The sequence below is a fragment of the Micromonospora sp. CPCC 205546 genome (assembly GCF_036902715.1).
GTDB lineage: Bacteria > Actinomycetota > Actinomycetes > Mycobacteriales > Micromonosporaceae > Micromonospora.
In genome coordinates, this window is the sequence record NZ_JBAKHL010000056.1 from 23,367 (window position 1) to 44,200 (window position 20,834).

Consider the following 20,834-nt stretch of genomic DNA (forward strand, 5'->3'; position numbering starts at 1 on the left):
CGCTCAGTCGAGCCCGCGCCACCCCCGCGCGACGGGTCGGCCGGTGTCGGCGTCGGCGAGCCCGAGCAGGGCGTCCACACCGGTGATCCGCAGGACCCGCGCCACTCCCGACTGCGGGCCTGTCACCCGCAGCGTCACGTCGCGCTCGCGGCCCACGGCGGCGCCGTGCACCAGGACGCGTACGCCGCTGGAGTCCAGGAACCGCACGGCCGCGAGGTCGACGACGACCTCCCGGACCCCGGGCCGGCGCAGCGCCTCGGTGAGCGTCGCCTCGAACTCGCCGGCGCTGGCCATGTCGATCTCTCCGGCAGGGCGCAGAACCATCCGCCCCGGCTCCGTGTCCCGCGTACGCCGGTCCATGCCCCGCCTCACCCGTTGAAGGACGCGCCACACCGGCGCGACTCGACCATACCGACCCGGCGTCCGGGCGGGCCACGCCGACGACCGTCGAGTCTCACTTGAACGCGTTCAAGAACTGCCCTACAGTGGGGCGAGAAAATTGAACATGTTCAAGAAGGGTCTCGACGATGGACACGAAGGTCTGGATGTACCTGGTCTACCTGGCGATCAGCATCGGGTTGACCATCTGGGTGGCCCGGGCGCTGACGCGCAACGGGCTGGTCTTCCTCGAGGAGGTGTTCGCCGACGAGCGGCTGGCCAGAGCCGTCAACAGTCTGCTCGTCGTCGGCTTCTACCTGCTCAATCTCGGCTACGTCACGGTGGCGATGAAGCACCCCGATCCGGTCGGCTCCACCGCCCAGGCGATGGAGGAACTCTCCCTCAAGATCGGCCTGGTGCTGCTGGTGCTCGGTGCGCTGCACTTCTTCAACGTCTTCGCGCTCGGCCGGTACCGCCGTGGCCGGCTCCGCCAGCTCGCCACCCATCCGCCGCTCGCGCCCGTCGGCCGGCTGCCGATGCCACCCGCGCCGCGCGACGCCCGACCCGTGGGGGCCCAGCCCGTGGGGCCGTACCCCACGGGGGCGCAGCCCACCGCCGGGCCGTACCCCACGGGGGCGCAGCCCACCGCCGGGCCGCACCCCGCCGGGCCGCATCCCGCCGGACCGCACCCCGCCGGACCGGGGGCGGGGACCGGGCCGGCCGGCGGACCACCGGTCCGATGAGCGCCCGACCCACTGACGGGTCGGGCGGATCCCCGGACGCCACCGCACACGGGGGCGGTGGCGTCCGGGGGTTCACCGTCCTCTACGACGCGCACTGCCCACTCTGTCGGGCCGCCCGGCGCTGGCTGGCATCCCGGGCCCAGCTCGTACCCCTGGAGTTCGTGCCGGCCGCCTCCGCCGAGGCCCGGCGGCGCTTCCCCGGCCTGGACCACGACGCCACGCTGCGCGACCTCACCGTGGTCGCCGACACCGGCGAGGTGTACGCGGGCGACGGCGCATGGCTCGCCTGCCTCTGGGCCCTGGCCGACCACCGGGACGCCGCCGAGCGGCTGGCCCACCCGCGCCTGCTCCCGCTCGCCCGCCAGGTGGTGGCCGCCGCCTCCGCGGTCCGCGAGCGCGTCCGCGACCCGGGGACGGAGCCGGCCGACGACCTGGCGGGATACGGTGGCCCCGATGACCGAGCAGAGTGTGCCGACGACCGCTGCGGGTGAGCCGGCGACCGCGCGCGGCGAGCAGACCCGACAGCTCATCGTGGACACCGCCATGCGGCTGTTCCGCGAGCGCGGGTACGCCCGGACCACCATGCGCGCCATCGCGCAGGAGGCCGGGGTGGCCGTGGGCAACGCCTACTACTACTTCGGCTCGAAGGAACACCTGATCCAGGAGTTCTACGCGCGCGCCCAGACGGAGCACCGGGCGGCGGCCGGGCCGGTGCTCACCCGGGAGAGCGACCTCGCCGCCCGGCTGGCCGGGGTGATGCACGCCGGGATCGACGTGCTCACCCCGTCGCACTCCTTCGCCGCGAGCTTCTTCAAGACGGCCGCGGAGCCGACCTCCCCGCTGAGCCCCTTCTCGGCGGAGTCGTCCGGCCCGCGCGAGGCGGCGATCGCCCTCTTCGCCGAGGCCCTCGAGGGCTCCACCGCCCGCGTCGACCCGGAACTGCGCCCGCACCTGCCGGAACTGCTCTGGCTGGCGTACATGGGAGTGGTGCTGTACTGGGTCTACGACCGCTCGCCCGGCCAGACCCGCACCCGGCAGCTCATCGACGGCGCCGTGCCGCTGGTCGACCGACTGGTGGGGCTGTCCCGGCTGCGCGTGCTACGCCCGGTGACGCGGCAGGTGCTCGACCTCATTCGCACGCTGCGTCACTGACGCCTTTCGGGGCCCACTCCGGATAGCCGCAGGTCAGAGTCTGTTAGTCGACAGTCGGAACACCCCTGTGGGACCTTGCCGTCGCCCCTGCTGATACGTAGCGTGATGAGCACGCACGCTACCCGCGGGCCCTGGGGGGAGACTGCGGACCGTGGTTCCGGCCCGGGAGCCACGGTCCGCGCCCCACCACCGAGGTCAGGGCGGGTAGACGCCGAACGAGCGCCAGCCCCGGTCGGGGAAGCCGGCGGCGGCCGCCACCCGCGCGGAGGCGGTGTTGGCGGCGGCGTGCAGGTACGTCGGGACGGCGCCCTCGTCGAGCACCCGGCGCGCCGCCTGGGCGACCAGTCGCCGCGCCAGCCCCCGCCCCCGGGCCTCCGGCACGGTGCCGACCGCCAGTTCGTGGCCGTACGCGTCGTGCCGCTTGATCCCGACCCCGGACAGGTAGCGCCCCCGGGCGTCGCGCACCACCAGCACCGGCCGGTCGAACAGGCGCAACCAGGACGGCAGCCCGGCGGCGGCCGGGGACGTCCACTCCCCCACGTCCGGCAACGGGGCCGGTGCCGCGCTCCACCGGAACACGTCGTCGTGCACCGCCCAGCCGGGCCGTCCGACCGCGGCGGGCAACCCCGCGAGCAGCGGCGTCCCCGGCCGCCGGGCCAGCTCCCGCACCGCCGCGACCCGGTCGGGGGCCACCGAGAGCACGGTGCTCACGCCAGCGGTCACCGCGACGGCCGGCCGGAGCCGGCCGTCCCAGGCTGGCCGGGCCCGCCGGTGCGAGCCGACCACGTGCAGCCCTGGCGCGGCCGGCCACTGGCCCAGCCAGCTCGCCAGGTGCAGGTGCAGCCGCCGGTCGGGCATCGCCGCTCACCTCCCCCGGCGCCGTCGGTCGTCACCCGGCGGGGCGGCCGCCGACGCCCGGCCCGCCTCGCCGACGATCACCGTACGCGGGCGCGCCGGCGCGCGCGACGGAACCGGTCGGGGTGGGCCGGCCGCGCTCCCGCGACCTCGGGCGGTGGCTGCTCCCGGCTTCGAGCGGTGGCCGCCACCGAGGGGCGTGTGCCGGCGCGAGGGTTGGGCGGCGTGGCAGGGGGTAGACGTACCGGTAGATCGATGTCCGCCGGTTTTCGCAGGGCGCGGGCCGATCAGGGGAACCAATCGCATCGATCGGTCGTCATATTCATTTTCATACATGGACAACTTTGTTTGGGACGGTATGGTCATGCCGAATCAGCCGAACGACCGGCACCACCAGGACCCCGCGCGACTCTGGCGGGCCACCGAGGCCACGGGGCGGTTCCCGGCCCAGTCGGCCTACCGGGGTCACCGCGCCGAGACGCTGCCGTGGCGCGAGGTGGACAAGCAGCCCGCCGGCGCCGCCGCGCGCGGCGGGCTGAACACCCGCTGAGCGCCCGGGAGCGCGCGGCGGCCCGCGACACACCCGGACGGTCCAGCGGCGGCTTTCGCACACCTGTCGGGTAATTTCTTCTGGTCCGGCATCCCGGCCTACGACAGGAGAAGCTCCGCGCATGGGCAAGAAGACGATCCACGTCTCCGACTTCAGCGGCACGGTCATCCAGCCCGACGACGAGGTGGTCCGCGTCGTCGTCCTGGAGCACCCTGACCTGGTCGCGGGGCCCGTGCGGCTGGACGCCACCCCGGCCGAGGTGGAGCACATCGACGACGCCGCGCTGGACGTCGCGGTGGTCGAGGTCCACGACCGGCACGGCGACGGTGAGCCGCGCCGGGTGGTGCTCACCGCGAGCGAGTTCGACGCGATGGCGACGGACGTGCCGATGGCGCAACTGCTGAAGACGGCCGAGCGGGTCCGTCCGCCGAAGGCCCGCAAGGGCGCGGAGCGGATCGACTACGCCACGATCGAGCACGCCGGCCGGCCGCACCGGGGCCGGGTCACCGAGGAGGAGTCCCGGCTGGTGCGTGAGCGGCTCGACGAGGTCAACAAGCGCCTCGCCGACGCCGGGATCCGCCAGGTCGACCCGACGGACCCCGAGCACGCCGCCCGCTACGGCTTCCCCGCCGCATCCTGAGCGCTCAGCCCCGCAACCGCACGGCCTCCAGGGCCGCCGCCACCCACTCCTCGACCCCGGCCTTGGTCACGCCGAGCCCACTGAGGACCCCGGCGCCGTTCTCGTGCTCCAGGAGCGCGAGCAGGACGTGCTCGGTGCCGACGTAGTTGTGGCCGAGCCGCAGGGCCTCCCGGAAGGTCAGCTCCAGCGCCTTCTTGCCCTGGACGTCGTACGGGATCAGGTCGGGCACCTCGGCGGTCGAGGGCGGCAGCGCCGCCGTGGCGGCCTCGCGCACCCGCTCCAGCGGCACCCCCTGGGCGACGATCGCCTTGGCGGCCAGGGCCTCCGGCTCGCTGAGCAGCCCCAGCACCAGGTGCTCGGGGCGGATCTCGGCGTGCCCGGTGGCCCTGGCCTCGTTCTGCGAGGCCATCACCGTGTTGCGGGCGCGCGGGGTGAAGCGGGCGAAGCCCTGCTGCGGGTCGAGCGGCGGATCGTCGGCCTTCGGCACGAAGCGCTTCTGTGCCGCCTGCTTGCTGACGCCCATGCTGCGGCCGATCTCGGTCCAGGACGCGCCGGAGCGGCGGGCCTGGTCGACGAAGTGGCCGATCAGGTGGTCGGCGACGTCGCCGAGGTGGTCGGCCGCGATGACCGCGTCGGTGAGCTGGTCGAGCGCGTCGGGGCGGGCCCTCTTGATCGCCTGGATCAGGTCGTCGAGGCGTACGGGGTTGTTCATCTGCGTCGGTTCCGTCATGCGTCAACCATAGGTTGACGGCCCGCATCCGTCAACCAGAAGTTGACGCGCCGGGCGACACCGTCGCCGACCCCGGCGGATCACAATGCGTGACGGCCCGTAGGAAAGTTTCACCATTGCCTCGGCCGATATAGAAGATTTACGATCCGGTCCCCATCGTCCAACCGCCCCTGCGGGACGAACATCGGAGGCACCATGTGTGACGCACCGGAGACCGCCAGCCTGAGCCACGTGCCGGCCCGGCGCCGCGCCCTCCTCACGGCGCTCGGCGTCGGGGTGGGGATCGGGGTCGTCGGCCTGCCCACCCCGGCGCAGGCCGCCGTCGGCGCCTGGAGCAACCCGACGCGTGGCACGCTGACCTCCGGCTACAAGATCCCCAGCCGGCCCGGGCACCTGGGCTGGGACGTGGCCAACAGCCAGGGCACCCCGGTCTACGCCGCCGCCGCCGGCACCGTCCGGGACATCAGGACCAACTCGTACCCGGGCGACACGACGAGCGGGCCCCTGGGCGGCCGCACCGGCAACAGCGTCCACCTCAACCACGCCGACAGCTACTTCTCCTACTACGGCCACCTGCACCGGGTGCTGGTCGGCGTCGGCCAGCAGGTCAGCTGCGGACAGTTGATCGGCCTGATGGGCACCACCGGCAACTCGACCGGCCCGCACCTGCACTTCGAGATCCACCGTCCCCGGCTGACCTCACTCGACCCTCGGGTCTTCCTGGCCAACCGGGGCATCACCCTCGGCTCGACGGCCCCGCTGGGCAGCACCGGCTACCCGAGCGTCGGGCAGGGCGCGTCGGGGTGGGTGCCCCGGGTGATCCAGTACCTGGTGCGCTCGCGCGGCGTCTCCGTCGTGGTGGACGGGATCTACGGGCCGGGCTGCGCCGCCTCGGTCAGGTCGTTCCAGAGCGGCCGGGGCCTCTACGCCGACGGCCTCGTCGGCCCGATCACCTGGACCGCGCTCGTGCTGCCCCTGCGCGAGGGCAACTCGGGCGACCAGGTGCGCGGCCTGCAGACCGCCCTCAACGCCCGGGGGGCGAGCCTCCTCGTGGACGGCGGTTTCGGCTCGGTCACCACCAGCGCGGTACGCAGCTTCCAGAGCCGCAACGGCCTCGTCGTCGACGGCCTCGTCGGCCCGGTGACCTGGAGCGTGCTCATCTGAGCGGCGCCGTCAGAGCCAACCGTTGTCCCGGGCGGTGCGGAACGCCTCGGCCCGGTTGGCCACCCCGAGCTTGCTGACCGCCGCGGAGAGGTGGTTGCGGACCGTGCCCGCCGACAGGTGGGTACGGCGGGCCACCTCCGCCACCGGCGTGTCGTACTCGGCCAGCCGGAGCACGTCCAGCTCGCGCGGCGTGAGCGGGCACTCCGGTGCGGTGAGCGCGTCGGCGGCCAGGGCCGGGTCGACGTACCGGCCGCCGGCGTGCACCCGACGGATGACGTCGGCGAGCGTCCCGCCCGGCGCGCCCTTGGGCAGGAACCCCTTGGCCCCGGCCGCCAGCGCGCGTTGCAGGTGCGGCGGCCGGCCGTGCCCGGTCAGGATCACCACCTTGCAGGCGGGCAGGACGCGAGCCAGTTCCGCGGTCACCTCCAGCCCGTCCAGGGCCGGCATCTGCAGGTCCACCACGGCGACGTCCGGGCGGTGCGCGAGCGCGGCCGTCACGGCGGCCCGACCGTCCGGCGCCTCGGTCACCACCTCCAGGTCGGACTCCAGCCCGAGCAGGGCGGCCAGCGCCGCCCGGATCAGGTCCTCGTCGTCGGCGAGCAGCACCCTGATCACGGGCGGGTCCGTACCGTCACGTCGAGGCGGAACACCCCGTCGTCGATCCGGTGGCGCAGCGCTCCCCCGGCCTCGGCCAGCCGCTCGGCCAGCCCGCGCAACCCGAAGCTGTGCCGGTCCGGCGACGCCCCCTCGGCGCCGTCGTTCGTCATGGTCATCCGCACCTCGTCCTCGTCCTGGCTGATCTCGATGGTGCACCAGGTGGCCCGGCTGTGGCGCAGCACGTTGGTGCTGGCCTCCCGCAGCACCGCGACGAACTGCCGGGCGATCTCCGACGGTACGTCGTCCGGCGGCAGCGCCACCGCGCAGCGGATGCCGGAGGAACTCAGCACCTGCTCCACCGCGGCGATCTGGTCCCCGAGGTCCACCGCACGGTACCCGTGCACCACCTCGCGCAGTTCGACCAGCGCCGACGCGGCCAGCCGCTGCACCTCGGCGGCCTCCCGGCTGGCCCGCCCGGCGTCGGTGGCCGCCAGCCGGGACGCCAGTTCGGCCTTCAGCGCGATGACCGAGAGGCTGTGCCCGAGCAGGTCGTGCACGTCGCGGGCGAACCGCAGCCGCTCCTCGGTGGCGGCGAGCCGGCCCTGGGCGGCCCGCCCCCGCTGCGCCTGGACGAGGAGCCCCCACAGCCAGAGCTGAAGGGCGTTCCACGCGGCCATGGAGAGCCCCGCGACCACCACGATGGTGACCTGGTCGCGGACCGGTGCCCCGTTCCAGGCGGCCACCCCGGCGGCCGTCGCCACGGACAGCAGCACCGCCGGGCCGGCGACCCACCACTGCCGCAGCAGGAACACCGAGCCGATCACCGACGCCCCCAGGAACCCCCAGGTCGCCCACTCCGGCCCGCCCACGGGCCCGACCAGGGGCACGGAGAGCACGGCGGCCCAGACGAAGCCGGCGAGCAGGCGGCGGCGCGTCGACTCGGCCAACCAGGGAGTGATCGCCCCGTACAGCGCACCGCTCTGCGCGGCTATGAAGACGACCACCCCCACGGCCCCGGCCGCCGCCCAGCGGGGGTCCTCCTCCCGCGACAGGCCGACGGCGGCCAGCAGCAGCGTGCCCAGCACGCCGCTGCCCACTGTGCTCAGCGTGACGGCACGGGCGCGGCGCAGGTCGACGTCGCGCTCGACCTGCGCCCGCTCCATGCTCACGCCCCGGATTCCGGGTCGCGCGATGGTCTCGATCATCCGTGCCGGGGTTCCCAGCGGAAGTACCGGCCGGCCACGAGCAGCGACACCACCAGCCAGGCCAGCAGCACACCGAAGGAGGGCAGCGTCTCGACGAGGGTTCCGGCGAAGCTCAGGGCCTGGCCCTCGTCGGTGCGGGCGAGCCAACCGACCCGCATGACCTCGGTGAACGGCCCGTTCGGCAGGAACCACAGCACCCGTTCCAGCGACTCCGGCAGGGCGCCGAGCGGCAGCAGCGCGCCCGGCGTGGCCAGGAAGATCACCACGGTCGGCAGGGTGGTGAGCATGGCCGCCTCGGAGCTGCGGGTGATCGCGGAGAGCGCCGCCGAGAACGCCGCCATGATCGCGGAGCCGAACAGCAGCGCCACGGCCATGACGAGCGGGTTCTTCGGCATCGGCAGGCCGAGCACCAGGACCGCGTACGCGGCCAGCACGACGAACTGGGCGAGGAAGATGGCCACCGTGCTGCTGGCCGTGCCGAGCAGGATCGTGCGGTCCGAGGCGAGCCCGGCCCGCAGCCGCTTGAGCACCAGCTCCTGGCGGCGCGCCGCGTAGACGGTGGTGAGGTGGTGGTGCACCAGGAAGACCATGATCAGGGTGGTGATGCTGACGACCCGGCGGACGCCGGGCACCGCCTGCCCGCCGTACTCGCTGACGAGCAGGATGGCAATCATCAGCGGGGTCACCACGGACATGGCCGTGGCCGTCCAGTTGCGACGCAGCGCCAGCAGTTCCATCTTCAACATCGCGGCCATCTGCCAGAGCGGCCTGGTCGCGCGGTCACCCGAGGTGGCGGTGGGGGTCGGGGTGGGGCTCGGCGTCGTCATCGTCCCGCTCATCGGGCGGCCTCCGGTTCCGCGTGCTGGTCGGTCAGGTCGTGGTCGGCGGCGATGTCCAGGAAGACATCCTCCAGGGTGGCCGGTCGGGCCGACAGGGCCGCCAGCCGGATGTCGCCCGCGTTGGCCCATTCGAGCAGCCGGGTGAGGTCGGTCTGGAGCTGGCGGGACTCGTACGTGACGCGGTCGCCCTCGACCAGGCGGGCGGCGTGCGGCAGGTCGGGAAGCGCCTCCGCCGCCGGCAGCCGGAAGCTGATCCGGGCGGGCAGGGTGCGCACGACGTCCTCCGGCGCCCCGGTGGCGACGATGCTCCCACCCCGCATGATCGCCACCCGGTCGGCGAGGACCTCCGCCTCCTCCAGATAGTGCGTGGTGAGCAGGACCGTCGTCCCACCCTTCTGGAGCTCGCGGACGACGTCCCAGGTGCGGCGCCGGGAGGCCGGGTCCATACCGGTGGTCGGCTCGTCGAGGAAGAGCACCTCCGGCCGGCCGAGCACGGCCAGCGCCAGCTCCAGCCGCCGGCCCTCGCCGCCGGAGAGCTGCTCGACCGCCACGTTCATCCGGTCGCCGAGGTCGACCAGGTCCAGCACCTCGGCGGTGGTCTGCGGCCGGACGGTGAGCGACCGCCAGATCTCCACCGTCTCGCGGACGGTCAGCGCGCCGGTGAACCCGCCGTGCTGGAGCATCACCCCCGTCCGGGGGCGCACCGAGTTACGGTCCCGGATCGGGTCCAGCCCGAGCACCCGGACCCGGCCGGCGGTGGCCGGTTGCAGTCCCTCCAGGACCTCGATGGTGGTGGTCTTGCCGGCACCGTTGGTGCCCAGCAGGGCGAACAGCTCGCCCCGGCGGATCCGCAACGAGATCCCCCGCACCGCCTCGAACTCCCCGTAGCTGCGGCGCAGCCCGTCCACTTCGATCACGACGTCATCCATGGCTATCAGGCTGCCGGCGACCGGCGACAGATCCAACCCCCGCCGCGTCACGTTCCGTCCGTGTCGTACGCACGCCCCACCCGTGCGTCCCTCACGTACGCGCCACGCGCGGCACGACGCCGCCGGTCACGGTGAACGGCCCTCACGCCCGGACGCGGGCACGAGGCCGGTCGGCGGGTGCCCCGGGACGGCGCCCGTCAGCCCGGGTGGGCGGCGAAGGGCGCCACGTCCACCGGGAGTTCCGGCAGCACGCCGGCGAGCGCCTCGACCTTCGTCCACGTCATCGTCACCTGGTCGAGGTCCCCCTCTCCCAGCGGGACGCCCAGCTCGCCGAACGCCCGGGCCAGCCGCTCCCGGCGGACGGGGTCGACGCCGTCGGCGGGCGCCTCGGGGGCGCAGACCGGCGCGAGGTCCGCCACGACGTCCAGCTTCGGCTCGCGCTCGTGCCAGCCCGTACGCCGCTGGTAGACGTCGGCGACGGCGGCCAGCTCGAAGTCGCGGCCGGGGGCGGCGGCCAGTTGCAGCGACAGCGGCAACCCGTCGCCGTCGGCCCCCATCGGCAGCGCCAGCGCGGGGAAGCCGACCGCGCTCCAGATGCTCGGCAGGAAGGAGATCGTCTGGAGGCTGGCCTGGTCGTCGTAGCGGGGGGCGGCGGACGGCCAGGCGGGCGTGGCGATGACGTCGACGTCGCGCAACCGCGCCCGCAGTGCGTCGGCGCCCCAGCCGCGCACCCGCTGGGCCCGCAGGTACGTCTCCGCTGTCAGCACGCCGCCGAGCGCGACGTTCCACCGGAACGGCCGGCCGTAGTCGCTCCAGCGCGTCCGGAACTGCGCCCCGTGCACCTCGAACGCCTCCACCAGCATCGTCACGAGCTGCGCGGCGAAGAGCGGGAACGCCTCGTCGAACGGCACGTCGACGACCTGCGCCCCGGCGGCCCGCAGCTCGTCGAGCGCGGCGTCGAAGGCGGCGGCGGTGTCGTCGGTCAGCGCGGCGGCGTACCGCACGAGGTCGCCCGGGACGCCGACGCGCACGCCCGCGAGGTCGGCGAGCGGCGGCCGGGACAGCTCCGCGGGCCGGTCCGCCATCACGGCGAGCAGCCGCGCGCACTCCCGGGCCGTACGCGCCAGCGGGCCCGCCGTCTCGACCGAGCGCGCCAGCGGGCGGACGCCCGCCGCCGGCAGGAGGCCCTGCGTCGGCTTCAGCCCGGTCACGCCGCACAGCGCGGCGGGGATCCGGATGCTGCCGTTGCTGTCGGTGCCGACCCCCGCGTCGAAGAACCCGGCCGGGATGCCGTTGGCGCTGCCGCAGCTCGACCCGCCGGTCCACCGGTGGGGGTCCCACGGGTTGCGCGGCACCGGGAAGGGCGAATCCGGGTCCGGCCGGGACAGCGCGTGTTCCGCCATCGTCGTCTTGCCCACGATCACCGCGCCCGCCGCGCGCAGCCGCGCCACCACGGTCGCGTCGCGGTCGGCCCACCAGCCGGCGTCGTGCACGACGCTCTGGCAGGTGCTCGGCGCGCCGGCCACGGCGACCACGTCCTTGACGCCGATCAGCGTGCCGCGCAGCGGCCCGTCCGTGCCCGGGTCGTCGGCCGGGAAGCGGTGCAGGAAGGTGCCGAGCATCGGCCCGAGCCGGTCGGCCCGCTCGGCCGCGGCGGAAAGGCGGTCCATGTCAGCCCACCACCGGGTGCCCATGCCGACCGGTGGCGACGACCGGGGACGAGGAGGCCCGGCAATTACCGGCCAATTCCGGTCCGGTGCCCGTTCCGGTGTCCCGGAAAAAGTCACTGTGTGGAAATGCGAACAGCTCGGCCGTGCTGTCGTCACGGACCAGAGCCTCCGCCTTCCCGTCACCGTCGGACGAATGACGATCAGCGTTCCGCTCCTGGCTTGCCACGAACACCTCCCCGCACGGGCCGCGGATATGCGCAGCCCAGGACCACGACAGGTCCGACGATGGCGGGTACGGCCGTCGCGGGGTAACCCCTACGGTCACCCCTCAGCACCCCGGAATGAGGCGTCGCGTACGCCAATTCTCGCGACGGCGGCCCCGGAATTCCTGGCTCCCCGCTCCACGACGCTGCTAAATACTATTCGCATACCCGCACCGATCTAAATGGGGAAATCAATGAGCAACGCAATCGCGAACCTCGTGGCGACACCCACGCTCGGTGCGGTGGACCCGCAGGCGATCGCCGTGTCGGACGTGCACAAGAGCTACGGCGACGTGCGCGCCGTCAACGGCATCAACCTGCGGATCGCCCCCGGCGAGGTGGTCGCGCTGCTCGGGCCCAACGGCGCGGGCAAGTCGACGCTCGTCGACATGATCCTGGGGCTCACCCGCCCCGACCGGGGCGAGATCCGGGTCTTCGGGCACACCCCGCGGGAGGCCATCACCCGGGGCGTCATCGGTGCGACGCTCCAGGACGGCGCGCTGCTCGACGACGTGTCGATCCGCGAGCTGCTCACGATGGTGGCGTCGCTGCACACCGCCCCGCTGCCGATCGCCGAGGTGCTGCGCCGCACCGACCTCACCGACATCGCCGACCGCCGCAGCCGGCTCTCCGGCGGTCAGCGCCAGCGGCTACGGCTGGCGCTCACCCTCGTGTCCGACCCGCGGCTGCTGGTGCTGGACGAGCCGACGGTGGCGATGGACGTCGAGTCCCGCCACGTGTTCTGGGCCGCGATGCGGGAGTTCACCGACTCCGGGCGCACCGTGGTGTTCGCCTCCCACTACATGGAGGAGGCCGAGGAGTTCGCCGACCGGGTGGTGCTCGTCCAGTCCGGGGTGGTCATCGCCGACGGCACCGTCGCCGAGATCAGCAGCGTGGTGGCGGGGCGCTCGCTGTCGGCCACCATTCCGGACGCGACGGTCGAGCAGCTGCGCCTGCTGCCCGGCGTGATGACCGCCGAGGCCCGTGGCCAGCGCGTCGAACTCGTCAGTTCCGACTCCGACGCCACCGCCCGGGAGCTGTTCGCGCGCTTTCCCGGGGCGTACGACGTCGAGATCGGCGCCCTCGGCCTGGAACAGGCGTTCCTGGCCCTCACCGCGACGAAGGGCGGGGCCGCCTGATGAGCGCCGGTTTCCTCAAGCTCGAAGTGAAGCGGGTGATCCGGGCCCGCAAGTTCTGGATCGTCGCGTTCCTGTTCCCGACGCTGCTCTACCTGATGCAGGCCAACCTGTTCGACATGATGCAGGCCAACATGTTCCGCGGTGGCGGCCGCGACGGCACCGCCATCAACTTCAGCGAGCACCTGCTCGGCAGTCTCGCCGCCTTCGGCGCGCTCTTCGTCGCGCTGAACGTCGGCACCAGGGTGGCCATCGAGCGGTCCACGGGCTGGCAGCGCCAGCTGCGCATCACCCCCCTGTCGCCGACCTCCTACCTGGCGGCGAAGCTGGCCGCGGCGATGGTGGTGGCGCTGCCGGCGATCGCGGCGGTGGCGCTCACCGGCGCGCTGTTGCAGGGCGTCCGGCTGCCGGTGGGCGGCTGGCTCCAACTGGTGCTCGGGGTCTGGATCGGCACGCTGCCGTTCGCGCTGCTGGGCGTCTTCATCGGCCAGGTCGCCACGGCCGAGAGCGTGCAGGTGCTCACCTCCGTCTCGCACATGCTGCTCGGCGTGCTCGGCGGCGCGCTGGTCCCGTCGGTCGCGTTCCCCGACTGGATGCGGACCATGTCCGCGATCATGCCGAGCCACTGGCTGGCCGAGGTCGGCCACAGCCCGTTCGAGGACAGCGCCCGGCTCGGGCTCGCGGCCCTGGTGCTCGCGGGCTGGACCGTCGTGCTCGGCGGCGCCGTGACCCTGCGGTACCTGAAGGACAGCGCCCGCGTCTGAGCGCCCGCGACCGGGAGCGCACGGGCCCGCACCCCCTTAACGACGAACGTACGCACCGCTACGACGAGGGATCCCATCGTGAAGAAGAACTCCTGGCAGATACTGCGCAAGGGCGGGCAGGGCGGCCTCACGCTCACCGTCGACTTCACCAGCACCGGCCGCACCCAGGCCTGCTTCCGCGACCTGGTCCCCCTGTTGAGCGCGCCCGGCGAGATCTGGGAGACGGTGGCACCCGCCAACGGCGCCGAGGAGACCATGTCCGGCGCCGACTACGTCGAGCGGTGGGCGAAGGGCGTACGCCGGCGGGAACGCACCGTCGACACCGTGATCGGCTACTGCGTGGGCGCGGTGTTCGCCGCCCCCCTCGCGTCCCGGCTGGCCGAGTCGCAGGACGAGGCGCCCCGGCTGGTCCTGCTGGACCCGGAGCTGCCGAACATCGTCGGGCTCTACCGGGACTTCCACGCCGCCGCCGACGCGCTGCGGACCATCCTCACCCCGGAGGAGATCGCCGCGTTCCACGCCGACGGCCAGGCGGTGCAGGAGAAGTACGGCCTCGAGGACCTCACCCTCATCGGTCCCGCGCTCGCCGGGATCTTCCGCGACGCGATCGACGTGGCGGGCCGCCGGCTCGGGCTGGACGACGACGTCCGGGGCGACCTGGGTGGCAGCTTCGCGTCCTTCGTCGGCTACCTGCGAGCGGCGGCGGAGATCGACCCCACCCCGCTCTGGGCGACGGCGACGGCGATCACCTCCGCGCACTCGACCCAGCGCGGGCAGGGCTTCGGGCGCACCATCGCGCTCGACGTCGACCACGACCAGATGCTGCGCCACCCCGACGTCGCCGCCGCGGTCTCCGGCCTGATGACCGGCACGGACGCCGGCCTGCGGATCGCGGGGTAGCGCGGTGGCACCGGGCCCGGCGGGCGGTGAGCCCGCGCTCTTCACCGACCTGTTCGCGCAGCAGGTGCGGCGCACCCCGGACGCCACGGCCGTCGTGTGGGGCGAGCACCGCAGGACGTACGCCGAGCTGGACGCCGAGGCGAACCGGCTCGCGCACCGGCTGGTGTCGCTCGGCGCGGGACCGGAGCGCCTCGTCGCGATCGGGATCCGGTCCGCGCGCCTGGTGGTGGCCGCGCTCGCCACCCTCAAGGCCGGGGCCGCCTACCTGCCGCTGGACCTGAGCTACCCGCCCCAGCGGCTGGAGTACATGCTCACCGACGCGCGGCCCATGCTGCTGCTGACCACCGCCGACGACCGGCACGCGCTGCCGGCGTACGACACGCCGCAGGTGCTGCTCGACGAGCCGGAGGCGTACGCCGGGCAGCCGGACACCGACGTCACCGACGCCGACCGGCTCGCCCCGCTGCGCCCCGCCAACGCCGCGTACGTCATCTACACCTCCGGCTCGACCGGCAGCCCGAAGGGCGTGGTGATCGAGCACCGCCAGCTCGGCACGTACCTGCGCCACGTCGTGCGGGCCTACCCGGGCGTACGCGGCCGGGCGCTGCTGCACTCCTCGTTCGCGTTCGACCTGACGGTCACCGCGTTCTACGCGCCGCTGATGACGGGCGGCTGCGTGCACGTCGGCGCCCTGGAGGAGATGGGCACGCCCGCCGCCGGACCGTCGGGGCAGCAACGGCCCACGTTCGTCAAGGTGACGCCCTCGCACATCCCGCTGCTCACCGCGCTGCCCGCCGAGGCGTCCCCGACCGGGGAGCTGATGGCCGGCGGCGAGCTGCTGCTCGGCGAGACCGTCGACGCCTGGCGCCGCCGGCACCCCGGGGCGCGGATGGTCAACGAGTACGGCCCGACGGAGACGACCGTCGGGTGCAGCACGGTGGTCATCGAGCCCGACCAGCCGGTGCCGCCGGGGCCGCTGCCCATCGGCCAGCCCATGCCCGACGTGCGCTTCCACGTGCTCGACGAGGAGCTGCGGCCCGTCGCGCCCGGCGAGATCGGCGAACTGCACATCGCGGGGGGCCAGCTGGCCCGGGGCTACCTGGGCCGGCCGGGGCTGACCGCCGAGCGCTTCCTGCCCGACCCGTTCGGCCCGCCCGGCTCGCGCATGTACCGCTCGGGCGACCGCGTCAAGCCCACCCACGACGGCGAGTACGAGTTCTGCGGGCGGGTCGACAACCAGGCCAAGATCCGCGGCTACCGCATCGAGCTGGGCGAGATCGAGGCGGCGTTGCTGCGCCGCCCGGAGGTGCGGCACGCCGCGGTGGTGGTCCGCACGGACACGCCGGAGGTCAAGCAGCTCGTCGCGTACGTCGTGCCCGGGGCGGACGCGAGGGTCGACGCGCAGCAGCTGCGCAAGGACCTCGCCGAGACCCTGCCCGACTACATGGTGCCGAGCGCCGTGGTGAGCCTCGCGGCGCTGCCGCTGACCGTGAACGGCAAGCTCGACACCGCAGCCCTGCCGGCGCCGGAGGCCGCGGCGAGCGCGGGCGGGCGGGCGCCGACCGACGAGTTGCAGGCGCTGCTGTGCGAGCTCTTCGCCACCTACACGGCCGTCTCCTCCATCGGCGTCGACGACGACTTCTTCGTCCGGGGCGGCACCAGCCTCGGCGCCGCCCAACTGGTCAACGAGGCGCGCCGACGCGGGCTCACGCTGTCGCTGCGCGACGTGCTGGAAAACCGGACCGTGGCGCGGCTCGCCGAGGTGTGCGCCGACACCGACCGAGGGGACGAGTGAGCATGAGCATCGCAGCCAGCAGGAAGGAAGCAGCCATGTGGCTGCTCGAGCGGCTGGTGCCGGACACCGGGGTCAACAACGTGGCGGTCGCCTTCGAGGTGGCCGGCCGCATCGACCGCGAGCTGTTCACCGCGGCGCTGCGGGCGGTGCTGGCCCGCCACGAGGTGTTGCGTACCGTCTTCCGCTCCGACGACGCGACGCTGACCCGGGAGGTGCTCGGTCCCGACGAGGTCGACGTGCCCCTGGTGGAGATCGGGGCAGGCGACGCCGGGCGTGACGCCGACCTGACCGCGTTCGCCGCCGAGCCCTTCGCGATCGACGGCCATCCCCTGCTGCGGGCGGGCGTACGCGCCGGGGAGGACGGCGACGTGTGCTGCGTCGTCGTGCACCACCTGATCTTCGACGCCATGTCGACCACGATCCTGCTGCGCGAGCTGCTCGTCGCCTACGAGACCGTCGCGGCCGGGGGCCGGCCGGACGACGCCCCGGTCGCCGCGCTCACCGAACGCGCGCCGAACGAGCGCAGCGTCGCGTACTGGCGCAGGAACCTCGACGGGCTGCGGCCCGCCGAGGCCGGCCTGTGGTGCGCCCGACCGCCCGTCGGGGCGCCGTCCCTGCGCGCCGAGACCGTCCACCACGAACTCTCCGCGCCGGCCCGCGCCGTGGTGCGCCGCTTCCAGCGCGAACTGCGCGCCTCCGAGGCGGTGGTGCTGCTCGCGGCGTACTCGGTGCTGCTCGCCCAGCACGGCGCGGGCTCCGACGTGGTCATCGGCACCCCGGTGAACGTCCGGGACCAGCGCAGCGTGAACGCCATCGGCTACCACGCGAACCTGGTGCCGCTGCGGGTGCGCCTCGACCCGGACGCCGACTTCCGCGCCGTGGTCAAGCAGACGCGCAGCACCTTCCTGGAGGCGATCAGCCACGCCGACGTACCGCTGGAGCACGTCTCCCCCGCCGTGCTCGGCGACGCGCCGTCGTCGTGGCGCAGCTCGTTCTTCCGGCACCTGTTCAACTACGTGCCCGGCACCGTCGACGCCTCCGCCACGCTGACCGGGATGCCGCTGCGACACGTCATGGTGGAGAACGGCTACAGCCGCTTCGACCTGGAGTTCTTCATCATGCCCGGCGAGGACGGGACCAGGGTGCGCGCGGCGTTCTGCGTCGACGCCTTCGACGCGGCCGACGTCGCGCTGCTGCTGGAGCGCTACGACGCGCTGCTCGTGCGGCTGGGCGAGGAGCTGGACCGGCCGGTGGCGCGGCTGTCCCGCCGGGGCGCGGGCGACCTCGCCCTGCCGTCGCCGTCGCCGCCGGCGGCGACGGCCGCGGCGTCCGTGCTCGACGCGGTGCACGCGACGGTCGTCGCGAGCCCGGACCTCGTCGCGGTGCAGGACGGCACGGAGGCCGTGTCGTACGGCCGGTTGTGGGCGGCGGCGACCGCCACCCGGGACCTCGTCGCGGCCTCGGGTGGGGACACGGTCGCCGTGCTGGCGCCGCGCGGCGCGGAGCTGGCCGCCGCGTGGCTCGGCGTGTGGCTGGCGGGCAAGCGCTGCGTCCTGCTCGACCCGGCCCAGCCGATCCCCGACCTCGCCGCCCGGCTGGCCGACTCGGGTGCCGCCCCGGTGCTGGCGGCCGAGGGCCTGCCCGTGCCCGGCGCGGTACGCATCCCCGCCGTCCCCGACGCGGTCCGCACCGACGCGCCGTCGGGTCCCGACCTCGACGCGGTGGCCTACCTGGAGTACCACCTCGACGGGCCCGCGCCGCTCGCGGTGACGGTCACCCACCGGGCCCTGGCCGCTGCCGTCGCCCGGGTCGTCGACCGGGTCGCCACCGGGCCGGCCGTCACCGCGTGGCTGAGCAGCGCGGCCACGGACGCGGCGCTGACCGAGCTGCTGGTCGCGCTGAGCACCGGCGGCCGGGTCGTCGTCGCCCCCGACGGGGCCCGCACCGACGGTCACGCGCTCGGCGAACTGGTGCGGGCGCACGGGGTGGACGTGGTGCAGGCGCCGCCGGCGGTGTGGCGCCAGGTGGCCGAGCACGCGGGTGACCGGCTCGCGGGCCGCGCCGTCCTGGTGGCGCACGAACCGCTGCCCCGCCCGCTGGCCGCGCAGTTGCGCGCCACCGGCGGCACGCCGTACCACGGCTACACCACGCCCGGCGTCGCCGGGTACGCCGCGCTCGGCGGCGGACCGGACGGGGCGGGGGTCGTTCCCACGGCCCGCGTGTTCGTCACCGAGCCCGGCACCGGACACGAGCTGGGCATCGGCGTACGCGGCGAACTCTGCGTCGCGGACGACGCCCTGGCCTGCGGCTACCACGGTCGGCCGGAGCTGACCGCCGCCCGCTTCGGCGAGCACCCGACGTACGGGCGCTTCCACCGCACCGGGGACCTCGCGCGCCTGCTGCCCGACGGCCGGGTCGACGTGGTCGGCCCGCTGTCGGCCCAGGTACGCGTCGGCGGCCAACGGGTCCACCTGCGCGACGTCGAGTCCGTCCTCGCCGCCCATCCGGACGTGGAGGCGGTCGTCGCCGTCGGATCCGCCGGCGGCGCGCGGGAGGCCGGGGCCGGTGAGGCCGACCCGGGCCACGTCACGGTCGCCGGGCCCGCCGGCGACGCGCGGGAGGTCACGGTCGTCGCGTTCGTCGAGTCCCGCAAGCCCGACGTGGTGGAGCGGCTGCGCGAGCACGCCCGCGGCGCCCTGCCGCTCGTGCCCGACCTGGTCGTGCTGAACCGGCTGCCCGTCACCGTGGCGGGCACCGTGGACCGCGCCGCCCTCGTCGCGCTCGCCGCCGCGCGGGCGGCGGCCGACGTCGAGCCGCCGGACGAGACGACCGCCGCCCTGGTCGGGATCTGGGCCGACATGCTCGACCGGCCGGACCTGCACGCGGACTCGAACTTCTTCGCCAGCGGTGGCCACTCCCTGCTGGGCGCCCAGCTCGTGCAGCGGGTGCGGACCGACCTGGCGATGCCGGTCCAGCTCGCCGACCTGTTCGCCAACCCGACGCCACGGCAGCTCGCAGAGCACCTGCAGGACGCGTTCTGGGACGACGACGAGGACGACGACTGACCGATCGCGCAACCCCCACACCGTCTCGGACCTCAGCAGAGGAGGCTCGGCGTGACCGTCGACGTCCAGCCCGTACGCAGTACCGACCGTTCGATCGTCCTGACCCGCGAGGAGAGCATCGAGGTCGACACGATCGCCCGCTACCTGGCGGGCCGGCCGCCGCGCCTGGTGGACTCGGCCACCTGGCTCGCCACGGCCCGCGAGCTCTCCAGCAACCTGCCCGCACGACTGCGCCAGATGGTGCGGCGCTTCGCCTGGGATCCCGGGCCCGACGCCGTGCTGCTGGTGCGGAACCTGCCCGTGGACGCCGACGAACTGCCCGGTACGCCCACCGTGGCCGGCTCGGCGCAGCGGGAGTCCACCGTGCCCGCCGCCGCACAGGTGCTGCTCGGGCTGCAGCTCGGGGAGCTCATCGCCTTCAAGGAGGAGAAGAGCGGCGCCCTGGTGCAGGACGTCGTGCCGGTGCCGGGCATGGAGAAGTTCCAGGGCAACGCGGGCTCGGTGAAGCTCTCCATGCACGTGGAGAACGCCTTCCACGTCTACCGTCCGGACTACGTCGGGCTGCACTGCCTGCGCAACGACCACGACAACGTGGCCGGGTTGCAGGTGACGTCGATCCGCAACGCGCTGCCCCTGCTGTCCGAGCAGGTCCGTAAGGTGCTGCACGAGCCGCGGTTCGTCACCGAGCCACCGGCGTCGTTCGGCGACCTGCGCAGCGCGCCGGAGCCGCACGGCATCCTCAGCGGCAGCTTCGACGACCCGGACGTCCAGGTCGACTTCGAGAGTTCGTTCCCCCTCGACCCCGAGGCCGCACAGGCGCTGTCGATGCTCGGCGACGCGCTGCGTACCGTCCGTCGGACGTTCATCCTGGAACCCGGCGACCTCGCGTTCGTCGACAACCGGCTGGCCCTGCACGGCCGGACCGAGTTCACGCCCCGCTACGACGGCCGCGACCGGTGGCTGCAGCGGATCTTCGTGCACCGGGACTTCCGGCGCTCGCGGGCCCTGCGCCCGGACGACGGCAACGTGCTCACCAGCGGGAGCTGACGGACCCGGCCGCGGCCGGGAAGACGACGACGCCGGCCCCGGCCGTTTCCGGTCGGGGCCGGCGTGACGTGCGACGACGCGGGGTCCGTACGCGGCTCACGGCCCCGTCGACGACAGCGGTGCGACGCGGTGGTGGGGTCTCCGGATGTCCGGAGGCCCCACCACCGCGTCTTCGTCGTGCCCGGGTGACGCCCGCCGACCGCGCCCTGAGGTGACGTCAGAATTGCGGACGCGGCGCGGGCGCGAGGTGCGGCGAGAAGACGTCCCGGCGCCGGCCATTACCGATCCGCGTCAATGCGAGGGCACCGTTCCGCAATCGCTCGTGCGCCGTTCATCCGGCCCGGATGACGGATTCACGCCCCACCACCACCCGACAATGCCTGACCAGCAACTCCACACTGCCAACCCGATA

General features: G+C 74.1%; 20 protein-coding genes. 12 read left to right on the plus strand and 8 right to left on the minus strand.

Features of this window, described 5'->3' with window-relative positions; translation table 11 throughout:
• Positions 1-3 precede the first annotated feature (3 nt).
• Positions 4-360, minus strand: a complete 357-nt coding sequence (locus V6U77_RS23050) for an STAS domain-containing protein (protein ID WP_334608704.1) — start codon at positions 358-360, stop codon at positions 4-6.
• A 167-nt stretch (positions 361-527) separates the two neighbouring features.
• On the opposite strand from V6U77_RS23050, the gene V6U77_RS23055 reads away from it, so the two are divergent.
• From V6U77_RS23055 to V6U77_RS23065, 3 genes are read left to right on the plus strand one after another with little or no spacing between them, the layout of a single operon-like run.
• On the plus strand, positions 528-1,121 hold the full coding sequence (locus V6U77_RS23055; RefSeq protein ID WP_334608705.1) for a hypothetical protein: 594 nt from the start codon (positions 528-530) through the stop codon (positions 1,119-1,121).
• Positions 1,118-1,612: a thiol-disulfide oxidoreductase DCC family protein gene (locus V6U77_RS23060; protein ID WP_334608706.1), complete on the plus strand. Its 495-nt coding sequence runs from the start codon at positions 1,118-1,120 to the stop codon at positions 1,610-1,612. Before V6U77_RS23055 ends, V6U77_RS23060 begins: the two co-directional genes overlap by 4 nt.
• The gene (locus V6U77_RS23065; protein ID WP_334608707.1) at positions 1,575-2,273 is read left to right on the plus strand and encodes a TetR family transcriptional regulator; all 699 of its coding nucleotides are present in this window, start codon (positions 1,575-1,577) and stop codon (positions 2,271-2,273) included. Before V6U77_RS23060 ends, V6U77_RS23065 begins: the two co-directional genes overlap by 38 nt.
• 195 nt (positions 2,274-2,468) lie before the next feature.
• On the opposite strand, the gene V6U77_RS23070 is transcribed toward V6U77_RS23065, so the two are convergent.
• Positions 2,469-3,131 carry a GNAT family N-acetyltransferase gene (locus tag V6U77_RS23070; RefSeq protein ID WP_334608708.1) on the minus strand — a complete coding sequence of 221 codons (663 nt, stop codon included), beginning with the start codon at positions 3,129-3,131 and terminating at the stop codon, positions 2,469-2,471.
• Between the two features lie 361 nt (positions 3,132-3,492).
• Between V6U77_RS23070 and V6U77_RS23075 the strand changes: the two genes are divergently transcribed.
• Entirely contained in the window at positions 3,493-3,678 is a 186-nt protein-coding gene (locus V6U77_RS23075; RefSeq protein ID WP_334608709.1) for a DNA repair protein, read from the plus strand.
• 121 nt (positions 3,679-3,799) lie between these two features.
• Complete coding sequence (locus V6U77_RS23080; protein WP_334608710.1) at positions 3,800-4,318, plus strand: hypothetical protein; 519 nt, start codon at positions 3,800-3,802, stop codon at positions 4,316-4,318.
• Positions 4,319-4,322: 4 nt separating this feature from the next.
• Here the strand turns inward: V6U77_RS23080 and V6U77_RS23085 are convergent, their stop codons facing one another.
• Positions 4,323-5,048 (minus strand): Clp protease N-terminal domain-containing protein, encoded by a 726-nt coding sequence (locus tag V6U77_RS23085; RefSeq protein WP_334608711.1) that lies wholly within the window; start codon positions 5,046-5,048, stop codon positions 4,323-4,325.
• Positions 5,049-5,243: 195 nt separating this feature from the next.
• Here V6U77_RS23085 and V6U77_RS23090 point away from each other — a divergent pair, with 195 nt between their 5' ends.
• Positions 5,244-6,212, plus strand: coding sequence for a peptidoglycan DD-metalloendopeptidase family protein (locus V6U77_RS23090; protein ID WP_334608712.1), 969 nt, complete (start codon positions 5,244-5,246; stop codon positions 6,210-6,212).
• A gap of 9 nt (positions 6,213-6,221) precedes the next feature.
• Here the strand turns inward: V6U77_RS23090 and V6U77_RS23095 are convergent, their stop codons facing one another.
• The 5 genes from V6U77_RS23095 to V6U77_RS23115 all read right to left on the minus strand — a co-directional run bounded on the left by V6U77_RS23095 (position 6,222) and on the right by V6U77_RS23115 (position 11,452).
• The gene (locus tag V6U77_RS23095) at positions 6,222-6,827 is read right to left on the minus strand and encodes a response regulator transcription factor (protein ID WP_101411373.1); all 606 of its coding nucleotides are present in this window, start codon (positions 6,825-6,827) and stop codon (positions 6,222-6,224) included.
• A complete protein-coding gene (locus tag V6U77_RS23100; RefSeq protein WP_334608713.1) occupies positions 6,824-8,014 on the minus strand; it encodes a sensor histidine kinase in 1,191 nt (396 codons plus the stop codon). Before V6U77_RS23100 ends, V6U77_RS23095 begins: the two co-directional genes overlap by 4 nt.
• A complete protein-coding gene (locus V6U77_RS23105) occupies positions 8,011-8,841 on the minus strand; it encodes an ABC transporter permease (protein ID WP_334608714.1) in 831 nt (276 codons plus the stop codon). The genes V6U77_RS23100 and V6U77_RS23105 overlap by 4 nt, the downstream gene beginning before the upstream one ends.
• Before the next feature lie 8 nt (positions 8,842-8,849).
• Positions 8,850-9,782: an ABC transporter ATP-binding protein gene (locus V6U77_RS23110; RefSeq protein WP_334608715.1), complete on the minus strand. Its 933-nt coding sequence runs from the start codon at positions 9,780-9,782 to the stop codon at positions 8,850-8,852.
• Between the two features lie 197 nt (positions 9,783-9,979).
• Complete coding sequence (locus V6U77_RS23115; protein WP_334608716.1) at positions 9,980-11,452, minus strand: amidase; 1,473 nt, start codon at positions 11,450-11,452, stop codon at positions 9,980-9,982.
• 457 nt (positions 11,453-11,909) lie between these two features.
• On the opposite strand from V6U77_RS23115, the gene V6U77_RS23120 reads away from it, so the two are divergent.
• From V6U77_RS23120 to V6U77_RS23145, 6 genes are all read left to right on the plus strand, one after another.
• Complete coding sequence (locus tag V6U77_RS23120) at positions 11,910-12,854, plus strand: ABC transporter ATP-binding protein (RefSeq protein ID WP_334608717.1); 945 nt, start codon at positions 11,910-11,912, stop codon at positions 12,852-12,854.
• The gene (locus V6U77_RS23125; RefSeq protein WP_334608718.1) at positions 12,854-13,615 is read left to right on the plus strand and encodes an ABC transporter permease; all 762 of its coding nucleotides are present in this window, start codon (positions 12,854-12,856) and stop codon (positions 13,613-13,615) included. The genes V6U77_RS23120 and V6U77_RS23125 overlap by 1 nt, the downstream gene beginning before the upstream one ends.
• 78 nt (positions 13,616-13,693) lie before the next feature.
• Positions 13,694-14,515 (plus strand): hypothetical protein, encoded by an 822-nt coding sequence (locus V6U77_RS23130; RefSeq protein ID WP_334608719.1) that lies wholly within the window; start codon positions 13,694-13,696, stop codon positions 14,513-14,515.
• Between the two features lie 4 nt (positions 14,516-14,519).
• Positions 14,520-16,310 carry a non-ribosomal peptide synthetase gene (locus tag V6U77_RS23135; RefSeq protein WP_334608720.1) on the plus strand — a complete coding sequence of 597 codons (1,791 nt, stop codon included), beginning with the start codon at positions 14,520-14,522 and terminating at the stop codon, positions 16,308-16,310.
• Between the two features lie 2 nt (positions 16,311-16,312).
• Positions 16,313-19,375 (plus strand): condensation domain-containing protein, encoded by a 3,063-nt coding sequence (locus tag V6U77_RS23140; protein WP_334608721.1) that lies wholly within the window; start codon positions 16,313-16,315, stop codon positions 19,373-19,375.
• Between the two features lie 51 nt (positions 19,376-19,426).
• Positions 19,427-20,422, plus strand: a complete 996-nt coding sequence (locus V6U77_RS23145; protein ID WP_334608722.1) for a TauD/TfdA family dioxygenase — start codon at positions 19,427-19,429, stop codon at positions 20,420-20,422.
• The last annotated feature ends 412 nt before the right edge of the window (positions 20,423-20,834 follow it).